This window comes from Thioalkalivibrio sp. XN8 (assembly GCF_011058255.1).
Lineage (GTDB): Bacteria > Pseudomonadota > Gammaproteobacteria > Steroidobacterales > XN24 > XN24.
Window position 1 is genome coordinate 28,727 of the sequence record NZ_JAALFH010000019.1, and the last position, 18,678, is coordinate 47,404.

Consider the following 18,678-nt stretch of genomic DNA (forward strand, 5'->3'; position numbering starts at 1 on the left):
CGAGTGAAAGCCCTCATGCCCAGCAACAAGTTCACGCGCCGGTTCCTCGGATTGCCCGGGATCCTGGCGGCCTTCTTCCTGGTGGCCTGCGGGAGCGAGTCGACCATCGTCGAGCCTGACCCGCCGGGCGGCGGCACGCCGACGGTCCCCGTGGCCAGCATCTCGCTGATCGCCAGCAGCAACCTGCTGCCGTCGGACGGCAGCACGCCGGTGGTGCTCTCGGCCCTGATCCGCGACCAGAACAACAACATCGTCGACGACGCCCAGGTCACTTTCTCGGCGGACTCGGGCCTGCTGCGGGTCCTGCCGCCCGAGGGGGACAGCAGTATTCCGCGCGGCGAGCTCACGACCGGCGGCGACCCGACCAATCGCCCCATCACCGTCACCGCGACCACCGGCACCCTGACCGATTCCGTGGTGGTCAACGTCACCGGCACGACCCTCGTGCTGGAAGGCCCGGACAACGTGGTCCAGGGCGACGAGGTGCCGTTCACAGCCCGGCTGCAGAATTCCGCCGGCCAGGGCATCGGCGGGCGGACGGTAACGATCGCGTCCGAGGCCGGCAACACGCTCTCCTCCGACACCCTGCTGACCAACAGCCAGGGCGACGTGAATTTCACCGTGACCGGCACCCAGGGCGGCGACGACACCTTGTCCGCCAGCGCCCTCGGCCTGGTGGCCAGCGCGCCGCTGGCGGTCAGCGCCGACGACAGCCTGGTGTTCATCGAGCCGGCCGGCGGCGCGGAGATCGCTCTTGGCACCGCGCAGCCGGTGACCGTCGAATGGCTCGTCGGCGGCAGCCCGCAGTCCGGCACGGTGGACTTCAGCACCACGCGCGGCACCCTGAGTGCGCTGTCGGCGCCCCTGGACGCCAGCGGTCGCGCCACGATCACCGCGAGTTCGACCACCGCCGGCCCGGCCACGCTGACCGCACGGGTCGGCGCCGGCGGCCCGGTGACCCAGCGCAGCATCGAGTTCGTCGCCACCACGCCGGCCTCGATCGTCGTGCAGGCCAGCCGCTTCACCGTGGGACCGGGCGAGCAGAGCACGATCCTGGCGACCGTGCGCGATCCCGCCGGCAACCCGGTCAAGAACCAGGCCGTGCTGTTCCAGCTGACCGACGTCACCGGCGGCAACCTGTCCGTCGGCAGCGCCGTGACGGGCAGCGCCGGCACCGCCCAGACGGTCTACACCGGCGGCAGCACCATCAGCGGCAGCCAGGACGTCATCATCACTGCCATCGTGCAGGCCGACCCCACGCTGACGAGTACCGTGGGTCTCACCGTGGCGCGCCGCGAGGTCGACATCAGCATCGGCACCGGCAACGAGCTGTTCGAGCCGAATACGGCGATCTATGAGCGCGAGTTCGTGGTCCAGGTGACCGACAGCCAGGGCGTCGGCGTGGCCAACGCCCCCGTGCAGCTCTCGGTGCGCTCGAAGCTTTACCGCAAGGGCTTCTACATTGCGGGCGCCAACGACCGCTGGGTGCCGATCGGCGGCTACGATGTCTTCGGCGATCCCGTGCCGCCCCTGCGCTGCCCGGACGAGGACTTCAACGCCAACGGCCAGCTCGACGCCTCCGTCGAAGAGGACTTCAACTCTTCCGGCTCGATCGACGCGGGCAACGTGGTCTCGGTGTCGCCGGGCGAGGTCCTGACCGACGCCTCGGGAATCGCCGTGTTCCGCATCAGCTACGCGCAGGAATTCGGCAACTGGGTCACGGTCACGCTGACCGCGCGCGCCGCCGTCCAGGGCACCGAGTTCGAGGACACGACGGACCATGCGCTGGAGATCACGGCCGCGGACGCCAACATCAACCAGAGCCCGCCGGGCGGCGGGGTGAGCCGCTTCGGCGGCGACCCGGGTCACCCGACGTACCCCGACAACCTCGATACCACGCCCGATCCGACCGACGAGGGGTTGCTGTACCCGCAGAGCCAGGCCCGACTCGCCGAGCTCGGTTTCGGCGGGGGCCGGCCGCTGGGATGCCGGACCCTCGACTAGCCGGCGCGTAGTGCGGTTATGATTGCGGGGCCGGCGTTTGCCGGCCCCGTTTTTTATGCGTGAACCCAGCGACGTGAGCCTGCCGAACATTATCCTCGTCGGACCCATGGGCGCCGGCAAGAGCGCGGTGGGCCGCCAGCTGGCGCGCCTGCTGCACCGGGATTTCTTCGACAGCGACGCCGAGATCGAGCACCGCACCGGCGTGGACGTGTCCTTCATTTTCGAGAAGGAGGGCGAGGCGGGGTTCCGGCGCCGGGAGCGGGAAATGATTGCCGAGCTCGCCGGCCGCGAGGGCATCGTGCTGGCCACGGGCGGCGGGGCCGTGGTCGACCCGGAGAACCGTGCCGCGCTGGCATCGAGCGGCCTGGTCGTATACCTTGAGGCCTCCGTCGAGCAGCAGCTGGAGCGGACCCGGCTTTCCACTAACCGGCCGTTGCTCGACGCCCCGGACCCGGCCGCGCGCCTCGCCACTTTGCTGCAGGAGCGGGAGCCGCTATACCGGGAGCTGGCGGCGCTGGTGGTCCCCACTGACGGCCGCATGGTGAAAGAGGTTGCACAGGAAATCCGCCGCTGGCTGGCGGAACACGACGGTAATCACTGAGACCAGCGATGCATGCCCTGAACGTGCCCCTTGGACCCAGGTCTTACCCGGTGCTCATCGGCCGCGGTGTGCTCGGCCAGGAAGACCTGCTCGCGCCGTACCTCGACGGGCGCCAGGTATTCATCCTGAGCGATCACAACGTCGCGCCGCTGTGGCTCAAGCCCCTGCAGACGGCGCTCGCCGAATACGACGTTGCCGTGCACCTGATCCCGCCGGGCGAAAGCGAGAAGAACCTCGAGACGCTCAGCGTGGTCTTCGACGTGCTGGCGGAGAATCATTTCAACCGCGATGTCACGGTGCTCGCCCTCGGCGGCGGCGTGGTGGGCGACATCGCGGGTTTCGCGGCTGCCTGCTGGCAGCGCGGCGTGGGCTTCATCCAGCTGCCGACCACCCTGCTGGCGCAGGTCGATGCTGCGGTCGGCGGCAAGACCGCGGTGAACATCCCGGCCGGCAAGAACCTGGTCGGCGCCTTTCACCAGCCGAACGCGGTGGTCATCGATACGAACACCCTCAGCACGCTCGGCCGGAAAGAATACTGCGCCGGCCTGGGCGAGGTCGTGAAATACGGCCTCGGGCTCGACGCCGGCCTGTTCGAGTGGCTCGAGGACAATCTCGACGCCGTGCTCGATCGCGACCCCGACACGCTGGAGCGGGCCACCTACTGGTGCTGCGCCCTGAAAGCCACGATCGTCGCCGAGGACGAGCGGGAAGCCGGGCGGCGCGCGCTGCTGAACCTCGGCCACACTTTCGCGCACGCGATCGAAACCGGCATCGCCATGGGTTCCTGGCTGCATGGCGACGCCGTCGCCGCGGGCCTGGTGATGGCCACGGAGCTGGCCGCGCGGCTGGGGCTGGTGGACCGGGCGCTGGTGGCGCGCGTGGAGGCCCTGCTCACGGCGGCCGAGCTGCCGACCCGCCCGCCGCCGATCGGTGCGGCGCGGATGAAGTCGCTGATGGCCCTCGACAAGAAGATCGCCGGCGGCAAGCTGCGGCTGGTGCTGCCGGACGCACTGGGTTCGAGCCGGGTGGTGGCCGACGTGCCGGACGCCGAGCTCGATGCCGTGCTGGCGCTGGCAGACGGCCCGTGAGCGAAGCGCTGGCGCCCTGGGCCACCCGCGAGAACGAATCGCGGGGGCGGCGCCACCCGGAACAACCGCCGCGCTACCGGGGCGAGTATCACCGTGACCGCGACCGCGTCATCCATTCCACGGCCTTCCGCCGCCTCGTGTACAAGACCCAGGTCTTCGTCAACCACGAGGGCGACCTGTACCGCACGCGCCTGACGCACTCGCTGGAAGTGGCGCAGATCGCCCGCACCGTGGCGGGCGCGCTGGGCCTGAACGTCTATCTCACCGAGGCGATCTGCCTGGCGCACGATCTCGGCCACACGCCCTTCGGCCACGCCGGCCAGGAAGCACTGAACCGCTGCATGGCCGAATACGGCGGCTTCGAGCACAACCTCCAGTCGCTGCGCGTGGTCGACGAGCTGGAGGAGAAGTACGCCGAGTTCCCCGGGCTGAACCTGATGTTCGAGACCCGCGAGGGGATCCTCAAGCACTGCTCGCAGCGCAATGCCCGCGCGCTCGGAGACCTCGGGCGCCGCTTCCTCGAGGGCCACCAGCCCAGCCTCGAGGCGCAGCTGACGAACCTCGCCGACGAGATCGCCTACAACAACCACGATGTCGACGACGGCTTGCGGGCCGGCCTGCTCGACATCGACGAGTTGCGCGAGGCGGAGCTGTTCCGCGAGCAGCACGACGCGGTGCGCGCCCGGTGGCCGGACCTCGCCGGGCGGCGCCTGGTGCACGAGATCGTGCGGCGGATGATCGGCCGGGTGGTCGAGGATCTCGTCGAAGGCTCACGCGCCGCGCTCGAGGACGCCGGTCCCGCCTCCGCGGCGGACGTGCGCCACGCCGGGCGGCGCCTGGTGCAGTTCACGCCCGAGGTGGGCGAGGCGCATGCCGCCCTGAAGCGCTTCCTGCGCCTCCGCCTGTACCGCCACAACCGGGTCATCCGCATGACCACCAAGGCCCAGCGCACCGTGACCGAGTTGTTCCAGGCCTTCATGGATGAGCCGCGGCTGCTGCCCGCGGACCATGCCCGCGAGGCGGAGCGCAAGGAAGCGGCCCAGGGCCCGGCCGGCCGGGCCCGGGCCGTCGCCGACTACATCGCCGGCATGACCGATCGCTTCGCCATCGTCGAGTACGGGCGGCTGTTCGATCCCAGGGCCAGGACCTGAGCAGACTGCGGGCTTCACGGACACTGGCCGCTGGCCGGTCAGTGCTAGAATCGCGGGCCGAACACCAGGCCGGAACACCGATGACCGACAAGAACATCCCCGCCGAGGAACGGCTGATTTTCGCCCTCGACGTCCCTGATGCCGACCGGGCGCGCGCGCTGGTGGCGCAGCTCGGCGACGCCGTCCGTTTCTACAAGATCGGCCTGGAGCTGCTGATGGCCGGCGGTTACTTCGAGCTCCTGGACTGGCTGGCAGCGCGCGACAAGCGCATCTTCGTCGACCTCAAGTTCTTCGACGTGCCCGCCACCGTGGGCCGCGCCGTGGCGCGCCTGAACGACCGCGGCGTCACCTTCTGCACCGTGCACGGCAACCAGGGGATCATGGAGGCGGCCGCGGCGGCCAAGGATGACGTGAAGGTGCTGGCGGTCACGGCGCTGACCAGCCTCGACCGCGGCGACCTCGAGGACATGGGCTTCCAGTGCGACGTGCCCGAACTCGTACTGTCGCGGGCCCGGCGGGCGCTCGAGGCCGGCTGCGACGGCGTGGTGTCCTCGGGCCTCGAGGCCGCCCGCCTGCGCGAGCACCTCGGCCCGCGCCTGATGGTCGTGACCCCGGGCATCCGGCCGGTGGAGAACCGGCCCGTCGACGACCAGAAGCGCGTCGTCACCGTCGACCAGGCGTTCGCGCTGGGCGCGGACTATATCGTGGTGGGGCGTCCGATCCGGGACGCCGCCGATCCGAAGGCAGCGGCAGAGGCCATCCAGGCGAGCATTGCAAAGGCGGTAAGCGCATGACTGCAGAACTCAAGAACGACCGATTCCTCCGTGCGCTGGCGCGTGAGCCCGTGGACCGCACCCCGGTGTGGATGATGCGCCAGGCCGGGCGTTACCTGCCCGAGTACCGCGCCACCCGCGCCAGGGCCGGCAGCTTCATGCAGCTGTGCCAGGCGCCCGATCTCGCCTGCGAGGTGACGCTGCAGCCGCTGGAACGCTATCCGCTGGATGCGGCGATCCTGTTCTCCGACATCCTCACCGTGCCCGATGCCATGGGCCTCGGCCTCCACTTCGAGGCGGGCGAAGGCCCCCGCTTCACGCGCACCATCAACAGCCAGGCGGATGTCGAGGCCTTGGCCAGCCCCGATCCCGAGGACGAGCTCCGCTACGTCATGGATGCGGTCCGCACCATCAGGCGCGAACTCGACGGCCGGGTGCCGCTGATCGGCTTCGCCGGCAGCCCCTGGACCGTGGCGACCTACATGGTCGAGGGCGGCACCAGCAAGAACTTCAGCCGCATCAAGGGCATGCTCTACGACCGGCCGGACCTGCTGCGCAGCCTGCTCGACCGCGTCACCCTCACGACGCTGCACTATCTCAACGCCCAGGTCGCCGCGGGCGCCCAGGCCGTGATGGTGTTCGACACCTGGGGCAGCATCCTCACGCCGAAAACCTACCTGGAGTTCTCGCTGGCCTACATGCAGCGCATCGTCGACAGCCTCACGCGCGTCGCCGACGGCCGCAAGGTGCCGGTCGTGCTGTTCACCAAGGGCGGCGGGCCCTGGCTCGAGGTCATGGCGGATACCGGCTGCGACGGCCTCGGCGTCGACTGGACCACCGACCTGTCCGAGGCGCGGGCGAAGGTCGGTGACCGGGTCGCCCTGCAGGGCAACCTGGACCCCGCCGTGCTGTACGCCTCGCCCGAGGTCATCCGCGAGGAAGTGCGCCAGGTGCTCGAGAGCTTCGGCCACGGTTCCGGCCACGTCTTCAACCTCGGCCACGGCATTCACCCGGAGGTGAAGCCGGAGCATGCCGGGGCGATGATCGAGGCGGTCGTCGAGCTGAGCCCGGCCTACCACACCTGACCGGTCCGGCCGTCCCGCCTAAGAACCTGTCCGCCGGCTGGCCATGCCGGCCTTACCTGACCGCGGCTCGGGGCATTGCAGGGTCCCCTTCGCTTGGAAATCTGATGCCGCTCAGGGGACCCTGCAATGCCCCGGCCGCTGCCCCGGCAACCCGTCAACCCCGCGGGCGCAGCCCAGCCTCCAGCCCGGTGCCGACCCGGCGAGGACGGTGGCGGACATCGGCGAAGCACGTGCGGTCCGGCCCTCGCCGACGCGGTGGTTCCGGTGGCGCGCTGGCTCGGGCGCGCCCGGGCGTCGGTGCTGCCACCTTCACAGCGGCTGGGTATGGCAGGGTCCTGCGAGCGGCATCAGATTTCCAAGCGAGCAGGACCCTGCCATGGCCAGCCGCGGGGCAGGTCTTCAGGACCAACCAACCGGCCGGCGCTGAGGCCGGTCAGCCGTGCGCCGGATCCCCGGGCGGCGCCCAGGCAGCGACGGGCTCCTCGGCGAGGATCGCCTCCATGATGGCCGTCTCGCGCGTGACGATGGTGTCGATGAACTCCTCGGAGCCTTTCATGGCGCGGAAGGCGACGAAGCCGCGCTCGATGAACATGTGCAGGTCGAGGAGGCCCGCCATCTGCGCCGGGCCGTGGGCCAGCTTCACCGCGCTGTAGATGAAGGGCTTGAACACGATCGCGTCCAGCGACTGGCCGACTTCGCGCACGATGCTGATCTGGCGGCGGCGCTGGTCGAGATTCCCGCAGCGCCGGTAAGCCTCGGCGTAGGTGGCGGCGTCGAGCTCGCCCTGCAGTTCCATCTCGCCCCAGATCATGGCGACCATGTCGAGATCGAGTTCCTGGCTGATGGCGTGCAGCTCGATGCCGATGCTGATGGTCATCAGCGCCGGCCCGGGCATCACCCGCGCCATGATGGGATAGACGCGCTCGACGCCTTCGTCCCGGGAGGAGAAGTCCTTGTCCCCGTAAAGGTCGTTGAGGAAGAACTCGACCGCCTTGCGGTAACGCGAGGTCTCCAGCAGGTCGTGGTAGGTGTGGCGGAGGCGCGCGGCCTGCCAGGCCGCCAGCGTGCGGCACTCCGGGCGCATTCCCTGCTCGTCGTACTGCCGCAGGCGGGCCAGCCGGCTGCGCTCCAGCTGCTCGGCCAGCCGCCGGGCCCCGGCGTCCCTTTTTGCGCTGCTCATTGCCCCGCATTGTAGAGCCAGGCCGGTGATTTTGCTCGTGTTGTGACGGATGCACCCTATACCTTCGGATGCCTGTGACATCGTTAGCAGGGGTGGTATGCTCCAAGTATCAAACGAGCGTTTGAGGCATGGTCATGGCAAAGCAGAACGGCTCGAGCCCGCTCACCGACAACCAGCTCACAAGGCTGGTGAGGGGTTCGGCGCGACAGGTGCGGCAGGTCGGGCGGGGGGCGTATTCCCGCGCCGGGGCCGGCGGCAGCTTCCTTTTCGGTAGCCTGGCAAAGCTCGGCGGGAGCCTCGACCGCGAGGCCAAGAGCCGCGTATTCGAGGCGCGCAACAGTGCGACGGAGGCCTGGGAGCGATTCGAGACGGCCTTCGTGCATCGCGTGGCCCGGGCGCTGAACGGGCTGCAGATTCCGACCGCGCGGGATGTGAAGGAACTCAACCAGCGGGTTGCGGACCTGCAGCAGGCGGTGATCGCGCTCGAGCAGCGTGCGGCCGCGGCCGCCGCGCCGAAGAAGCCTCCGCCCCGGGCCCGCCGGGTGGCAGCGAAGAAGGCTGCGCCGGCGACGCGGGCGCGGCGCAAGAAAGCCGGCGGCTGACGCATGCTCCAGACCCAGCAGACCCATCTCTCGGCCAAGAAAGCCGGCCCGAAGATCGGCCTGGCCCTGGCCGGCGGCGGCCCGCTGGGCGGCATTTACGAGATCGGCGCCCTGCTGGCCCTGAACGAGGCCATCGACGGCCTCGATTTTGCCGACGTCGATGTATACGTGGGCGTGTCGGCCGGCTCTTTCGTCGCCTCCACCCTGGCGAACGGCATCACGGTCGAGGAAATGGGCCGACTGCTGGTCAGCCGCCGCGGCCGGCCCCAGCGCTTCGATCCGGCCCTGTTCCTGAAGCCCAACTTCCCGGAGTACCTGCGCCGGAGCTCGCAGCTGCCGAAGCTGCTGGCCGAGGGACTCTGGGATTTCGCCCGCAACCCGCAGGCGCGCGGGCTGCTGGAGTCGCTCAGCGGCCTCACCCGGGCCATTCCCACCGCGGTGTTCGACAACCAGCCGATCGAGAGCTTCCTCGCCGACCTGTTCAGCAATCGCGGCATGACCAACGATTTCCGCGAGCTGCAGAGCCAGCTCCTGGTGGTGGGCGTCGACCTCGACACGGGGGAGGCCGTGCGCTTCGGTTCGCCCGGCCACGACGACGTGCCGATCTCCAAGGCGGTGCAGGCCAGCACGGCGCTGCCGGGACTGTATCCCCCGGTGCTCATCGGCGACCGCTACTTCGTGGACGGCGGCCTGAAGCGCACCCTGCATGCCTCGTCTGCGCTGGACGAGGGCGTGGACCTGCTGTTCTGCGTCAACCCCATCGTCCCCTTCGACGCCAGCGCGGCGCCGCCCGGCCATGACAAGCGACACGACTCCCTGGTGGAGGGCGGCCTCCCGGTCGTGCTGTCACAGACCTTCCGCGCGCTGATCCACTCGCGGATGATCGTCGGGATGGCCAAGTACGAGACCAGTTACGTCGACCGGGACGTGGTGCTGTTCGAGCCGGACACGGGCGACTCGAAGATGTTCTTCGCCAACGTCTTCAGCTACGCCAACCGGGAGATGGTCTGCCAGCACGCCTACCGCACCACGCGCCGGGACCTGTGGGCGCGTCGCCGGAAGCTGACGCCGATCCTGAAGCGCCACGGGGTAGTCATCAACGAGGCGATCCTGCAGGACGGCGACCGGCACTTCTCCAGCGCACTGTCGCGCCGGCCGGATCCGATGCGGCTGGGCCACTACAAGAACCGGGCCACCAACCGCCTGGACGGCCTGCTGGACCGGCTCGAGGTCCTCGTTCGCCCCAGCCACTGACCGCCAGGGCGCAACCGGGGGGGTCAGCTCCCCCCGTCGCGCAGCGCGCGGCGCAGGATCTTGCCGACGTTGGTCTTGGGCAGCTCCTGGCGGAACTCGACCTTGCGCGGGACCTTGTAGCCGGTGAGGCTCTGGCGGCAGAAGTCGATCAGCTCCTTCTCGGACACGCTCTGGCCTTCGCGGCAGACCACGAACAGCTTCACCATCTCGCCGGACTTCTCGTCCGGGATGCCGACCGCCGCTGCCTCGAGCACGGCCGGATGGGTCACGGCCACGCCTTCGACCTCGTTCGGGTACACGTTGAAACCGGAGACCAGGATCATGTCCTTCTTCCGGTCCTCGATGAAAATGTAGCCGCGCTCGTCCATGCGGCCCATGTCGCCGCTGCGGAACCAGCCGCCCTCGAGCATGACTTTCTCGGTCTCGTCGGGGCGTTTCCAGTAGCCGGCCATCACCTGCGGCCCGCGGATGCAGATCTCGCCCACGGCCCCGATGCCGAGTTCCTTGCCGTCCTCGTCGCGGATGCTGAACTCGGTCGAGGAGATCGGCACGCCGATCGAGCCGTTGAACTCTTTCTGGGTCAGCGGGTTGATCGAGGCGGCCGGGGAGGTTTCCGTGAGGCCGTAGGCCTGGATGAGGGGTTTGCCGGTGACCTGCTGCCAGCGCTCGGCGACCGCGGCCTGCACGGCCATCCCGCCGCCGAGGGTCACCCGGAGGTGGCTGAAGTCGACCTCGTCGAAGCCCGGCGTGTTGAGCAGGCCGTTGAACAGGGTGTTGACGCCGGTCATGAAGGTGAACCGGTGCTTCTTCAGTTCCTTGACGAAAGCCGGCAGGTCGCGCGGATTGGTGATCAGGATGTTGTTCCCGCCCATCAGCGTGAAGACGAAGAAGTTCGCCGTCAGCGAGAAGATGTGGTACAGCGGCAGCGGCGTGACCACCACCGACTGGCCCTCGACCACGGTGACGCTCAGCCAGGCGCGCGCCTGCAGCAGGTTGGCGATGATGTTCCGGTGCGTGAGCATGGCGCCCTTGGCCACGCCCGTGGTGCCGCCCGTGTACTGCAGGAAGGCGATGTCGTCGTGGCCCAGCGGCGGCGTGTCCATGGTCTGCCACTTGCCCTCCTTGAGGGCCTTGTGGAAGGGCACGGCGTCCGGGATGTCCCAGGCCGGGACCATCTTCTTCACCTTGCGGATGACGAAGTTGACGAGGTGGCGCTTCGGCACGGCCAGCATGTCGCCGATGCCCGTCACGACCACGGTCTTGACCGGCGTCTTGTGGCGCACCTTCTGCAGGGTGGCGGCAAAGTTCTCCACCATGATGATGGCCTTGGCGCCGGAGTCGTTGAGCTGGTGCTCCAGCTCGCGCGGGGTGTACAGCGGGTTGACGTTGGTCACCGTCAGCCCGGCCCGCAGGATGGCGGCAACGGCCACCGCGTACTGGATGACGTTCGGCATCATGACGGCGACGCAGTCGCCCTTGGCCAGGCCGGCGTTCTTCTGCAGCCAGGCCCCGAGATAGCGCGACATCTCGTCCAGCTCGCCGAAGCTGATCGAGTGGCCCATGTTGGTGAACGCGGGCAGGCTGCTGTACTTGCTGAAGGACTGTTCGAGAAACTCCCGCAGCGAGGGGAACTCGTTCACGTCGATTTCGGCGGGCACGCCCTCCGGGTATTCCTGCAGCCAGATCTTCTCCATAGCTCCCCCCGTAACTACGCTGGTTTTATTGCTCTCGCGCTGTGATTGTACTCTGGAGCAGCCGTTCCAGTTCAGGCCACAGGTTGTCGAGAATACGCGGCTGGGCCGCGGCCGTCGGATGGAGTCCGTCCTCCTGCATCAGGCCCGGCTCGAGCGCCACGCCGTCGAGGATGAACGGGACCAGCCCGGTGCCGTATTCGGTCGCCAGCTCATGGTAGACCTGGTGGAAGGCCTCGGTGTAGGCGGGCCCGTAATTCGGCGGGATATGGATGCCGGCCAGCAGCACCTCGGCACCCGCCGCGTGCGACAGTTGAATCATCTGGGCCAGGTTTCGTCGAAACTCCGGGATGGGAATCGCGCGCAGGCCGTCGTTGCCCCCCAGGCCGATGACGACCAGCGCCGGTTCATTGCGCTCCAGCGCCCGGGGCAGCCGGGCCAGGCCGCCGCTGGTGGTGTCGCCGCTGATGCTGGCATTGACGACATTGTGGGGGTAGCCCTCGGCCTGCAGGCGGGCCTGCAGCAGCGCGGGCCAGTTCTCGTGACGGGCGAGGCCATAGCCAGCGCTGAGGCTGTCGCCGACAATGAGCACGGTCGGTGCCGCCGCGGCGGGGGCCGGGGCGACCAGGACGAAGAGCAACACAAGGATTCGGTACATGGAACAAGCGACCGGGCAGACGCCGGTTCTCAAGGCTGAGGGATTGACCCGGAAGGTTAGCAGTCCGGAGGGAGAGCTGACCATCCTCGACCACGCCGAGCTGGAAATCCGGGCGGGCGAGTCCGTGGCCATCCTCGGCCCCTCGGGCGCGGGCAAGTCGACGCTGTTGTCGCTGCTGGCGGGCCTCGACCTCCCCACGGCCGGCAAGGTCTGGGTCAACGGCGTTGAGCTGACCGCCCTGGACGAGGACGGCCGGGCCGCGGTGCGCGCCGACCAGGTCGGCTTCGTGTTCCAGTCCTTTCACCTGGTGCCGGCGCTGACGGCCCTGGAAAACGTCATGCTGCCGCTGGAACTGTCCGGGCGGCGCGACGCCCGCCGCCAGGCGCGAGCGGCGCTGGAAGAAGTCGGCCTCGGCCCCCGCGTCGGCCACTACCCGCGCCAGCTCTCCGGCGGCGAGCGCCAGCGCGTTGCCATCGCGCGCGCCTTCGTCGCCGGACCTTCGCTGCTGTTCGCCGACGAACCTACCGGCAACCTCGACACGCGTACCGGCGGTCGCATCGCGGACCTGCTGTTCCGGCTCAATGCTGAACACGGCACCACCCTGGTGCTGGTGACCCATGACCGGGCGCTGGCGGAGCGCTGCGACCGGCAGCTCGAGATGGATGCCGGGAGGCTGCTTTGAGAAGCGTCAGTTTCGGCCTGTCGCAGGTTGCCCGGGAACTCAAGTCGGGCGAGGTGCGCGTGCTGGCGGCCGCACTGGCGCTGGCGGTCGCCGCCATGACCGCGGTCGGCTTCTTCACCGACCGCGTGGGCCAGGGCGTGCAGGCCCGCAGCGCGGAAGTGCTGGCTGCCGACCTCGTGCTGAGCTCCAACCGGCCGATCCCGGCAGAGCACGAGGCGCTGGCCCGGGAGCTCGGCCTGGAGACGGCCCGCACGGCCTCCTTCCCGAGCGTGGTGCTGGCGGGCGAGGCCAGCGCGCTGGCGGACATCGAAGCCGCGAGCGCGGCTTACCCGCTGCGCGGCCGCCTCAAGGTAAGCGACGCCATGGATGCCGAGTCGGTCGAGATCGACGCCATGCCGGCCCCCGGCGAGGCCTGGGCCGATCCGCGGCTGATGGCCCGGCTGGGCGCCGAGCCGGGCATCACGGTCACGCTCGGCCGCAGCGAACTGCGGGTCACCCGCCTGCTGGACTACCGGCCGGACCAGGGCTTCAGTTTCGCCGAGCTCGCGCCCACGCTCCTGATCAACCTCGCCGACGTGGAGGCGACCGGCCTGGTGGCGCCGGGCAGCCGGGTGTCCTACCGCCTGTTGCTGGCCGGGGAGCAGGGCGCGCTGGCCGGCTTTCGCGAGCGCGTCGAACTCGGCGTGAGCGAGCGCCTGCGCGGCCTGGAGGACGCCCAGCCCGAGATCGGCAGCGCGGTCGAACGGGCCGGCCGCTTCATCGGCCTGGCCTCCCTGGTCAGCGCCCTGATCGCGGCGCTGGCGGTGGGCATGGCCGCGCGGCGCTTCGCCAGCCGGCGGATGGACACCGTGGCCCTGATGAAGTGCGTCGGCGCGCCGCGTCGCTTCGTGCTGCAGGTGATGATGGTCCAGCTGCTGGCCGTGGGCCTCGCCGCGTCGCTGCTCGGCATCGCCCTCGGCTGGGTGGCGCAGGAGGGCCTGGTGCGGCTGCTGGCGGGCCTGGTCGCGCAGGACCTCCCGCCGCCGACGCTGACCCCGGCAATCAGCGGCCTGGTGCTCGCCGGGGTGGTGCTCGCCGGCTTCGCCCTGGTGCCGATCATCGAGCTCTGCCGCACGCCGCCCGGCCGCGTATTGCGGCGGGACCTGATGCCGCCGGCGCTGGGGCCGATGGTGCTCTACGGCGCCGCGCTCGGCGGCGCACTGGCGCTGCTGGCCTGGCAGGTCCGCGATCCGCGGCTGGTGGGTTGGCTGGCGCTGGGCACCGCGGGGGTGGTGTGCGGGCTGGCCGCCGGCGGCTGGTTGCTGGTGCGCGTGGCGGGACGGCTGCGCGGCGGCGGCGCCGCCTGGCGCTACGGCCTGGCCAATGTCGCCCGGCGCGGCCGCGAGAGCGTGGTGCAGGTGGGCGCCTTCGGCATCGGGCTGATGGTGTTGCTGCTGCTCACCCTGGTGCGCACGGGACTGCTGGAACAGTGGCGCGCCACGCTGCCGGAGGACGCGCCGAACCGCTTCCTCATCAACATCCAGCAGCAGGAGGCCGAGGGCGTGCAGGCCTTCCTCGACGAGCGCTTCGGCGGTGGCGAGCTGGTGCCGCTGATCCGCGCCCGCATGACCGCCATCGACGGTGAGCCGGTCGCGGAGCGGGCCTACGCCTCGCCGCGGGCCGAGGGCTTCATCAACCGCGAGGCCAACCTGAGCTGGGCCATGGAGCCGGCTCCGGACAACCGGATCGTCGCCGGCCGCTGGTGGCCCACCCGCGACGATGCCGAGGTCTCAGTGGAGGTGGATTTCGCGCGCGACCTGGACATCAGCCTGGGTGACCGGCTGGAGTTCGACGTGGCGGGCGAGCGTCTCGAGGCGAAAGTCACGAGCCTGCGCGAAGTGCAGTGGGATTCCTTCAATCCCAACTTCTTCATGGTATTCCCGCCGGGCTTGATGGAAGACTATCCGCTGACCTATATCGCCAGTATTCACGTCGACCGGGCGCAGCGCGGCGACGTGCTGGACCTGGTCCGCCAGTACCCGAGCGTCACGGTGATCGACCTCGAGGCCGCCATCACCCAGGTGCGCGACGTCATGGACCAGGCCTCGCTGGCGGTGCAGTACGTGTTCCTGTTCGCCCTCGGCGCCGGCGTGCTGGTCATGCTCGCCGTAATCCAGTCCACCCGCGAGGAGCGCCTCTACGAGAGCGCGATGCTCCGCACTCTCGGTGCGCGCCGTCGCGTGGTGCTCGCCGGCGTGGCGGTCGAGTTCGCGGCGCTTGGCACGATTGCCGGCGTGCTGGCGGCGGCCGGCGCTTCGGCCGTCTCGTGGCTGCTGGCCGACCGCGTCTTCAACCTGCCGTTCACGCCCGACCCGACGGTCTGGCTGGCCGGGCTGCTCGCCGGCGTGTTCGTGGTCGGCGGCACCGGCGTGCTGGCCACCCGGACCGTCGTCACCCACCCGCCCGCCAACGTGCTGCGGGGCTACTAGGGCTCAGAGCTGCCTGATGTCCCGCATCAGCGCTTCGATAGCGCTGCACAGGTGGGTGATGGTCTCCTCGCGCGCGCAGCCCGGGCGCCAGGCCGCGGCGATGGTGCGCGCCGGCTCGGGGTCCTTCAGGCGGCGCAGGGTCAGGCCGGGCGTGCCGATGCCGTAGGGCTCGGCCGCCAGGTTCGGCAGCAGGGTGATGCCGATCCCCGCGGCGACCATCTGGCGCAGGGTCTCGAGACTGGTGGCGCGAAAGTCCGGCGCCTCGCGGACGCGGGCCAGGCTGCAGGCTTCCAGCGCCTGGTCGCGCAGGCAATGGCCGTCCTCCAGCAGCAGCAGGGTCTCCCCGTCCAGGTCTTCCAGCCCCAGGCGCTTGCGCTTCGCCAGCGGGTGATGCTCGGGCAGGGCGACCTGGAAGCGCTCGCTGTAGAGCGCGCGCGTGGTCACGCGCTCGCCCGGCAGCGGCAGGGCCAGGATGGCGACGTCGAGTTCGCCGTCCTTGAGCAGCTCCAGCAGACGGCGGGTCTGGTGTTCCAGCAGCAGCAGCTTCAGGCGCGGGAAGCGGGCGCGCAGCGGGGCGGCGATGTGAGGCAGCAGGTAAGGGCCGACCGTGGGGATGAGCCCGACGCGGAGTTCGCCGGCCAGCGGGTCCTGGACATTGCGCGCCAGCTCCTCGATTTCGCGTGCCTCGTCGATGATCCGCCGCGCCCGCTCGACCACGCGCGCGCCGACTTCCGTCAGGCGCACGGATTGCCCGCGCTCGACCAGCTGCACGCCGAGCTGCTCTTCCATCTTCTTGAGCTGGGCGCTGAGGGTCGGCTGGCTGACGAAGCAGAGTTCCGCCGCCCGGCCGAAATGGCGGGTCTCGGCGAGGGCGACGAGGTAGCCGAGGGCGCGGAGGCTCAGGTGGAGATTGATAGCCTTCATCTATGGCGAAGATAAGTTCAATTCGCCTGCTACATCAAGGCCGGGACTGCCTGCAGGCCCTCCGAGGCTTCAGGAACCGGCTTTCTCGGCGCTGCCCTTCAGCGCCTGCAGGGCGGCCAGCGCCTCTTCGCGCGTGCGCTTGAGGTCCACCACGGGCGCCGGGTAGCCCGCCGGCGCGACCTCCCACGGGCGATGCACCTGCGCCGCGGGCAGGGCGCGGAGTTCCGGGATCCAGCGCTGCACGTAGCGCCCCTCGGGATCGAACTTCTCGCCCTGGGTGACGGGATTGAAGATCCGGAAGTAGGGCGCGGCATCGGCGCCGGAGCCGGCGGTCCACTGCCAGCCCATGGTGTTGTTGGCCAGGTCGGCGTCCACCAGCGTGTCCCAGAACCAGCGCGCGCCCTCCTGCCACGGCGCGCGGATGTTCTTCACCAGCAGCGAGGCGGCGATCATGCGCACCCGGTTGTGCATCCAGCCGGTGGCCCACAGCTGCCGCAGCCCGGCATCGACGATCGGGATGCCGGTCTGACCGCGTTGCCAGCGTTGCAGCATCTCCTCGTGGTCCTCGCGCCAGGGGAAGGCCGCGTACTTCGCGTACATCGGCTCGGTCGGCGTGTGCGGGAAGTGATACAGCACGTGATGGGCGAATTCACGCCAGCCCAGCTCGCGCAGCCAGGCATCGATGCCCCGGCCCGGGAGTTCGCTGCGCCGCGCCGCGGCCGCGGCCCAGGCCTGGCGCGGCGACAGCTCGCCGAAGTGCAGGTGGGGCGAGAGCGCCGAGGTGCCGTCGATGCCCGGCCGGTCGCGCTCGGTCGCGTAGCGGCCCACCGGTTCCTCGCACCACCCTTCGAGGCGCGCCAGCGCGCCGGCCTCGCCCGGTCGCCACGCGGCTTGCAGGCCGTCGTACCAGCGGGTCGCCGGCAGGAGCTCGAGCGCTTCGAGTTCCAGGCCCGGCGGCCATGCCGGCGGCGGCTGCAGCGCGTCCGGCGCGGGCCGGGGCGGCGGGGGATCGGGCTGCGCGAGGGCCGCTTTCCAGAAGGGCGTGAAGACGCGATAGGGCGCGCCCTTGCCGGTCTCCAGCTCCCAGGGCTCATACAGCAGGGACGCCTTGCAGCTGTGGGCGGCGATGCCCTGCGCGCGCAGGCGCCCCTTGAGGCCGCGGTCGCGTTCGACCAGGGCCGGCTCGTACAGCCGGTTCCAGTACACGGCTTCGGCGCCCGTCTCGGCGACCAGCTTCGCCAGCACCTGCGCGGCCGGGCCGGCGCGCAGCAGGAGCCGGCTGCCGCGCTCGCGCAGGCACGCATCCAGCGCGGCGAGGCTCTGGTACAGCCACCAGCGCCCGGCGCCGCCCGGCGCCCATTCGCCCTCGTCCTCCGGCGACCAGACGTAAACCGGCAGGACGGTCTCGGCGGCCTCGAGGGCAGCGCGCAGCGCGGGGTTGTCGGTGAGGCGCAGGTCGCGCCGGAACCAGTGGATGGCGAGTTTCAAATCACCCGGCCGCGACGGCCGCCTGCGAGGAAGGAATGGATGTTGGCGGCGATTTCGTCCAGCGCCCGCTGGCGGGATTCACGCGCGGCCCAGGCCACGTGCGGGGTGACGATGAGGTTCGGGATGGCGGGATCCAGCAGCGGGTCGCCATCGACCGGCGGCTCCTGCGGCAGCACGTCGATCCCGGCGCCGCCGATCTGTCCCGCCCGCAGGGCGGCCGCCAGCGCCGCCGAGTCCACCAGTGCGCCGCGCGCCGTATTGATCAACAGCGCATCACGGCGCATGCGCGCCAGCGCGGCCGAATCGATCAGCCCGCGCGTCGCGTCGGTCAGCGGGCAATGCAGCGACAGGATGTCGGCCTGCTCGAGCACCGCCTCGAAGGGCAGGCGGGCGGCTGCCGCGGACGCGGGGCCCTGCGCGGTGCCGCCCGGCCGCTCGCTCACCAGCACCTCGAGGCCGAAGGCCGGGGCCGCCCGCGCGACGCCGCGGCCCAGTTCGCCGTAGCCGACGATCCCGAGCTTGCGCCCGGCCAGCTCGCGGATCGGGTAGTCCAGCAGGCAGAACTGGGGACTGTCCCTCCAGGCGCCCTCCTGCAGCAGCCGCTGGTAGCCGGCGAGGTGGTGCGTGAGCGCCAGGATCAGCGCATAGGTGTGCTGCACCACCGAGGCGGTGCAGTAGCCGGTGATGTTGCAGACGCCGATGCCGCGCTCGCGAGCCGCGCCGAGATCGACGTTGTTGACGCCGGTGGCTGCCAGGCAGATCAGTCGCAGCCGCGGCGCGGCGGCCAGCTCCGCGGCGCCGATGCGCAGCTTGTTGGTGATCAGGATCTCAGCTTCGGCCAGCCGGTCCGGCAGCTCCTCGGGCCGCGTGAGGTCGTAGAGCCGGAGGCCGAGCTCCGGGCGGTCCAGGGCGCCGAGCTCGAGGTCGCCGCGGCTGACCGTGGCGAAGTCGGGAAAGACCGTCATGATGGGGGTGCTCATGGCGGGCAAGCCTACACGGGGCCCGGCTGCCGCGGCCAGCCCGCGATGG

Annotated in this window: 16 protein-coding genes; 10 read left to right on the forward strand and 6 right to left on the reverse strand. The window is 70.3% G+C overall.

All coding sequences use genetic code 11. The features are described 5' to 3' along the window. The first annotated feature begins 3 nt into the window (after positions 1 to 3). The 6 genes from G6N75_RS02680 (at position 4) to hemE (ending at position 6,702) form a co-directional block, all read left to right on the forward strand. On the forward strand, positions 4 to 2,004 hold the full coding sequence (locus tag G6N75_RS02680; RefSeq protein WP_165346526.1) for an Ig-like domain-containing protein: 2,001 nt from the start codon (positions 4 to 6) through the stop codon (positions 2,002 to 2,004). A gap of 79 nt (positions 2,005 to 2,083) precedes the next feature. Next, a complete protein-coding gene (gene aroK / locus G6N75_RS02685) occupies positions 2,084 to 2,605 on the forward strand; it encodes a shikimate kinase AroK (RefSeq protein ID WP_276611211.1) in 522 nt (173 codons plus the stop codon). Between the two features lie 8 nt (positions 2,606 to 2,613). Next, positions 2,614 to 3,693, forward strand: coding sequence for a 3-dehydroquinate synthase (gene aroB, locus G6N75_RS02690; protein ID WP_165346528.1), 1,080 nt, complete (start codon positions 2,614 to 2,616; stop codon positions 3,691 to 3,693). Then, a complete protein-coding gene (locus tag G6N75_RS02695) occupies positions 3,690 to 4,844 on the forward strand; it encodes a deoxyguanosinetriphosphate triphosphohydrolase (protein ID WP_165346529.1) in 1,155 nt (384 codons plus the stop codon). The genes aroB and G6N75_RS02695 overlap by 4 nt, the downstream gene beginning before the upstream one ends. An 80-nt stretch (positions 4,845 to 4,924) precedes the next feature. Then, positions 4,925 to 5,638: an orotidine-5'-phosphate decarboxylase gene (pyrF, locus tag G6N75_RS02700; protein WP_165346530.1), complete on the forward strand. Its 714-nt coding sequence runs from the start codon at positions 4,925 to 4,927 to the stop codon at positions 5,636 to 5,638. Further along, positions 5,635 to 6,702 carry a uroporphyrinogen decarboxylase gene (gene hemE / locus G6N75_RS02705; protein WP_165346531.1) on the forward strand — a complete coding sequence of 356 codons (1,068 nt, stop codon included), beginning with the start codon at positions 5,635 to 5,637 and terminating at the stop codon, positions 6,700 to 6,702. Before pyrF ends, hemE begins: the two co-directional genes overlap by 4 nt. Before the next feature lie 433 nt (positions 6,703 to 7,135). On the opposite strand, the gene G6N75_RS02710 is transcribed toward hemE, so the two are convergent. Continuing rightward, positions 7,136 to 7,882, reverse strand: coding sequence for a hypothetical protein (locus G6N75_RS02710; protein WP_165346532.1), 747 nt, complete (start codon positions 7,880 to 7,882; stop codon positions 7,136 to 7,138). Between the two features lie 134 nt (positions 7,883 to 8,016). Between G6N75_RS02710 and G6N75_RS02715 the strand changes: the two genes are divergently transcribed. Then, entirely contained in the window at positions 8,017 to 8,484 is a 468-nt protein-coding gene (locus G6N75_RS02715) for a phasin family protein (RefSeq protein WP_165346533.1), read from the forward strand. 3 nt (positions 8,485 to 8,487) lie between these two features. After that, positions 8,488 to 9,738, forward strand: coding sequence for a patatin-like phospholipase family protein (locus G6N75_RS02720; RefSeq protein ID WP_165346534.1), 1,251 nt, complete (start codon positions 8,488 to 8,490; stop codon positions 9,736 to 9,738). 23 nt (positions 9,739 to 9,761) lie between these two features. Here the strand turns inward: G6N75_RS02720 and G6N75_RS02725 are convergent, their stop codons facing one another. Continuing rightward, complete coding sequence (locus G6N75_RS02725; RefSeq protein ID WP_165346535.1) at positions 9,762 to 11,432, reverse strand: long-chain-fatty-acid--CoA ligase; 1,671 nt, start codon at positions 11,430 to 11,432, stop codon at positions 9,762 to 9,764. A 25-nt stretch (positions 11,433 to 11,457) separates the two neighbouring features. After that, positions 11,458 to 12,072, reverse strand: coding sequence for an arylesterase (locus G6N75_RS02730; protein ID WP_346765475.1), 615 nt, complete (start codon positions 12,070 to 12,072; stop codon positions 11,458 to 11,460). A gap of 13 nt (positions 12,073 to 12,085) precedes the next feature. On the opposite strand from G6N75_RS02730, the gene G6N75_RS02735 reads away from it, so the two are divergent. Together G6N75_RS02735 and G6N75_RS02740 are read left to right on the forward strand one after the other, a co-directional pair. Next, positions 12,086 to 12,769 carry an ATP-binding cassette domain-containing protein gene (locus tag G6N75_RS02735; protein WP_165346537.1) on the forward strand — a complete coding sequence of 228 codons (684 nt, stop codon included), beginning with the start codon at positions 12,086 to 12,088 and terminating at the stop codon, positions 12,767 to 12,769. After that, positions 12,766 to 15,237 (forward strand): FtsX-like permease family protein, encoded by a 2,472-nt coding sequence (locus tag G6N75_RS02740; protein WP_165346538.1) that lies wholly within the window; start codon positions 12,766 to 12,768, stop codon positions 15,235 to 15,237. Before G6N75_RS02735 ends, G6N75_RS02740 begins: the two co-directional genes overlap by 4 nt. A 3-nt stretch (positions 15,238 to 15,240) precedes the next feature. Here the strand turns inward: G6N75_RS02740 and G6N75_RS02745 are convergent, their stop codons facing one another. The 3 genes from G6N75_RS02745 to G6N75_RS02755 form a co-directional block, all read right to left on the reverse strand. Then, positions 15,241 to 16,161, reverse strand: coding sequence for a LysR substrate-binding domain-containing protein (locus tag G6N75_RS02745; RefSeq protein ID WP_165346539.1), 921 nt, complete (start codon positions 16,159 to 16,161; stop codon positions 15,241 to 15,243). Between the two features lie 69 nt (positions 16,162 to 16,230). Beyond that, on the reverse strand, positions 16,231 to 17,649 hold the full coding sequence (locus G6N75_RS02750; protein ID WP_165346540.1) for a deoxyribodipyrimidine photo-lyase: 1,419 nt from the start codon (positions 17,647 to 17,649) through the stop codon (positions 16,231 to 16,233). Continuing rightward, positions 17,646 to 18,629 carry a D-2-hydroxyacid dehydrogenase gene (locus tag G6N75_RS02755; RefSeq protein WP_240900890.1) on the reverse strand — a complete coding sequence of 328 codons (984 nt, stop codon included), beginning with the start codon at positions 18,627 to 18,629 and terminating at the stop codon, positions 17,646 to 17,648. Before G6N75_RS02755 ends, G6N75_RS02750 begins: the two co-directional genes overlap by 4 nt. Positions 18,630 to 18,678 lie beyond the last annotated feature (49 nt).

Bases quoted from the DNA above. Each gene is read 5' to 3' on its own strand.
- G6N75_RS02715 (WP_165346533.1), top strand. From the start codon at position 8,017: ATGGCAAAGCAGAACGGCTCGAGCCCGCTCACCGACAACCAGCTCACA.
- G6N75_RS02735 (WP_165346537.1), top strand. From the start codon at position 12,086: ATGGAACAAGCGACCGGGCAGACGCCGGTTCTCAAGGCTGAGGGATTG.
- G6N75_RS02720 (WP_165346534.1), top strand. From the start codon at position 8,488: ATGCTCCAGACCCAGCAGACCCATCTCTCGGCCAAGAAAGCCGGCCCG.
- G6N75_RS02725 (WP_165346535.1), bottom strand. From the start codon at position 11,432: ATGGAGAAGATCTGGCTGCAGGAATACCCGGAGGGCGTGCCCGCCGAA.
- G6N75_RS02745 (WP_165346539.1), bottom strand. From the start codon at position 16,161: ATGAAGGCTATCAATCTCCACCTGAGCCTCCGCGCCCTCGGCTACCTC.
- hemE (WP_165346531.1), top strand. From the start codon at position 5,635: ATGACTGCAGAACTCAAGAACGACCGATTCCTCCGTGCGCTGGCGCGT.
- G6N75_RS02755 (WP_240900890.1), bottom strand. From the start codon at position 18,629: ATGAGCACCCCCATCATGACGGTCTTTCCCGACTTCGCCACGGTCAGC.
- aroB (WP_165346528.1), top strand. From the start codon at position 2,614: ATGCATGCCCTGAACGTGCCCCTTGGACCCAGGTCTTACCCGGTGCTC.
- pyrF (WP_165346530.1), top strand. From the start codon at position 4,925: ATGACCGACAAGAACATCCCCGCCGAGGAACGGCTGATTTTCGCCCTC.
- G6N75_RS02710 (WP_165346532.1), bottom strand. From the start codon at position 7,882: ATGAGCAGCGCAAAAAGGGACGCCGGGGCCCGGCGGCTGGCCGAGCAG.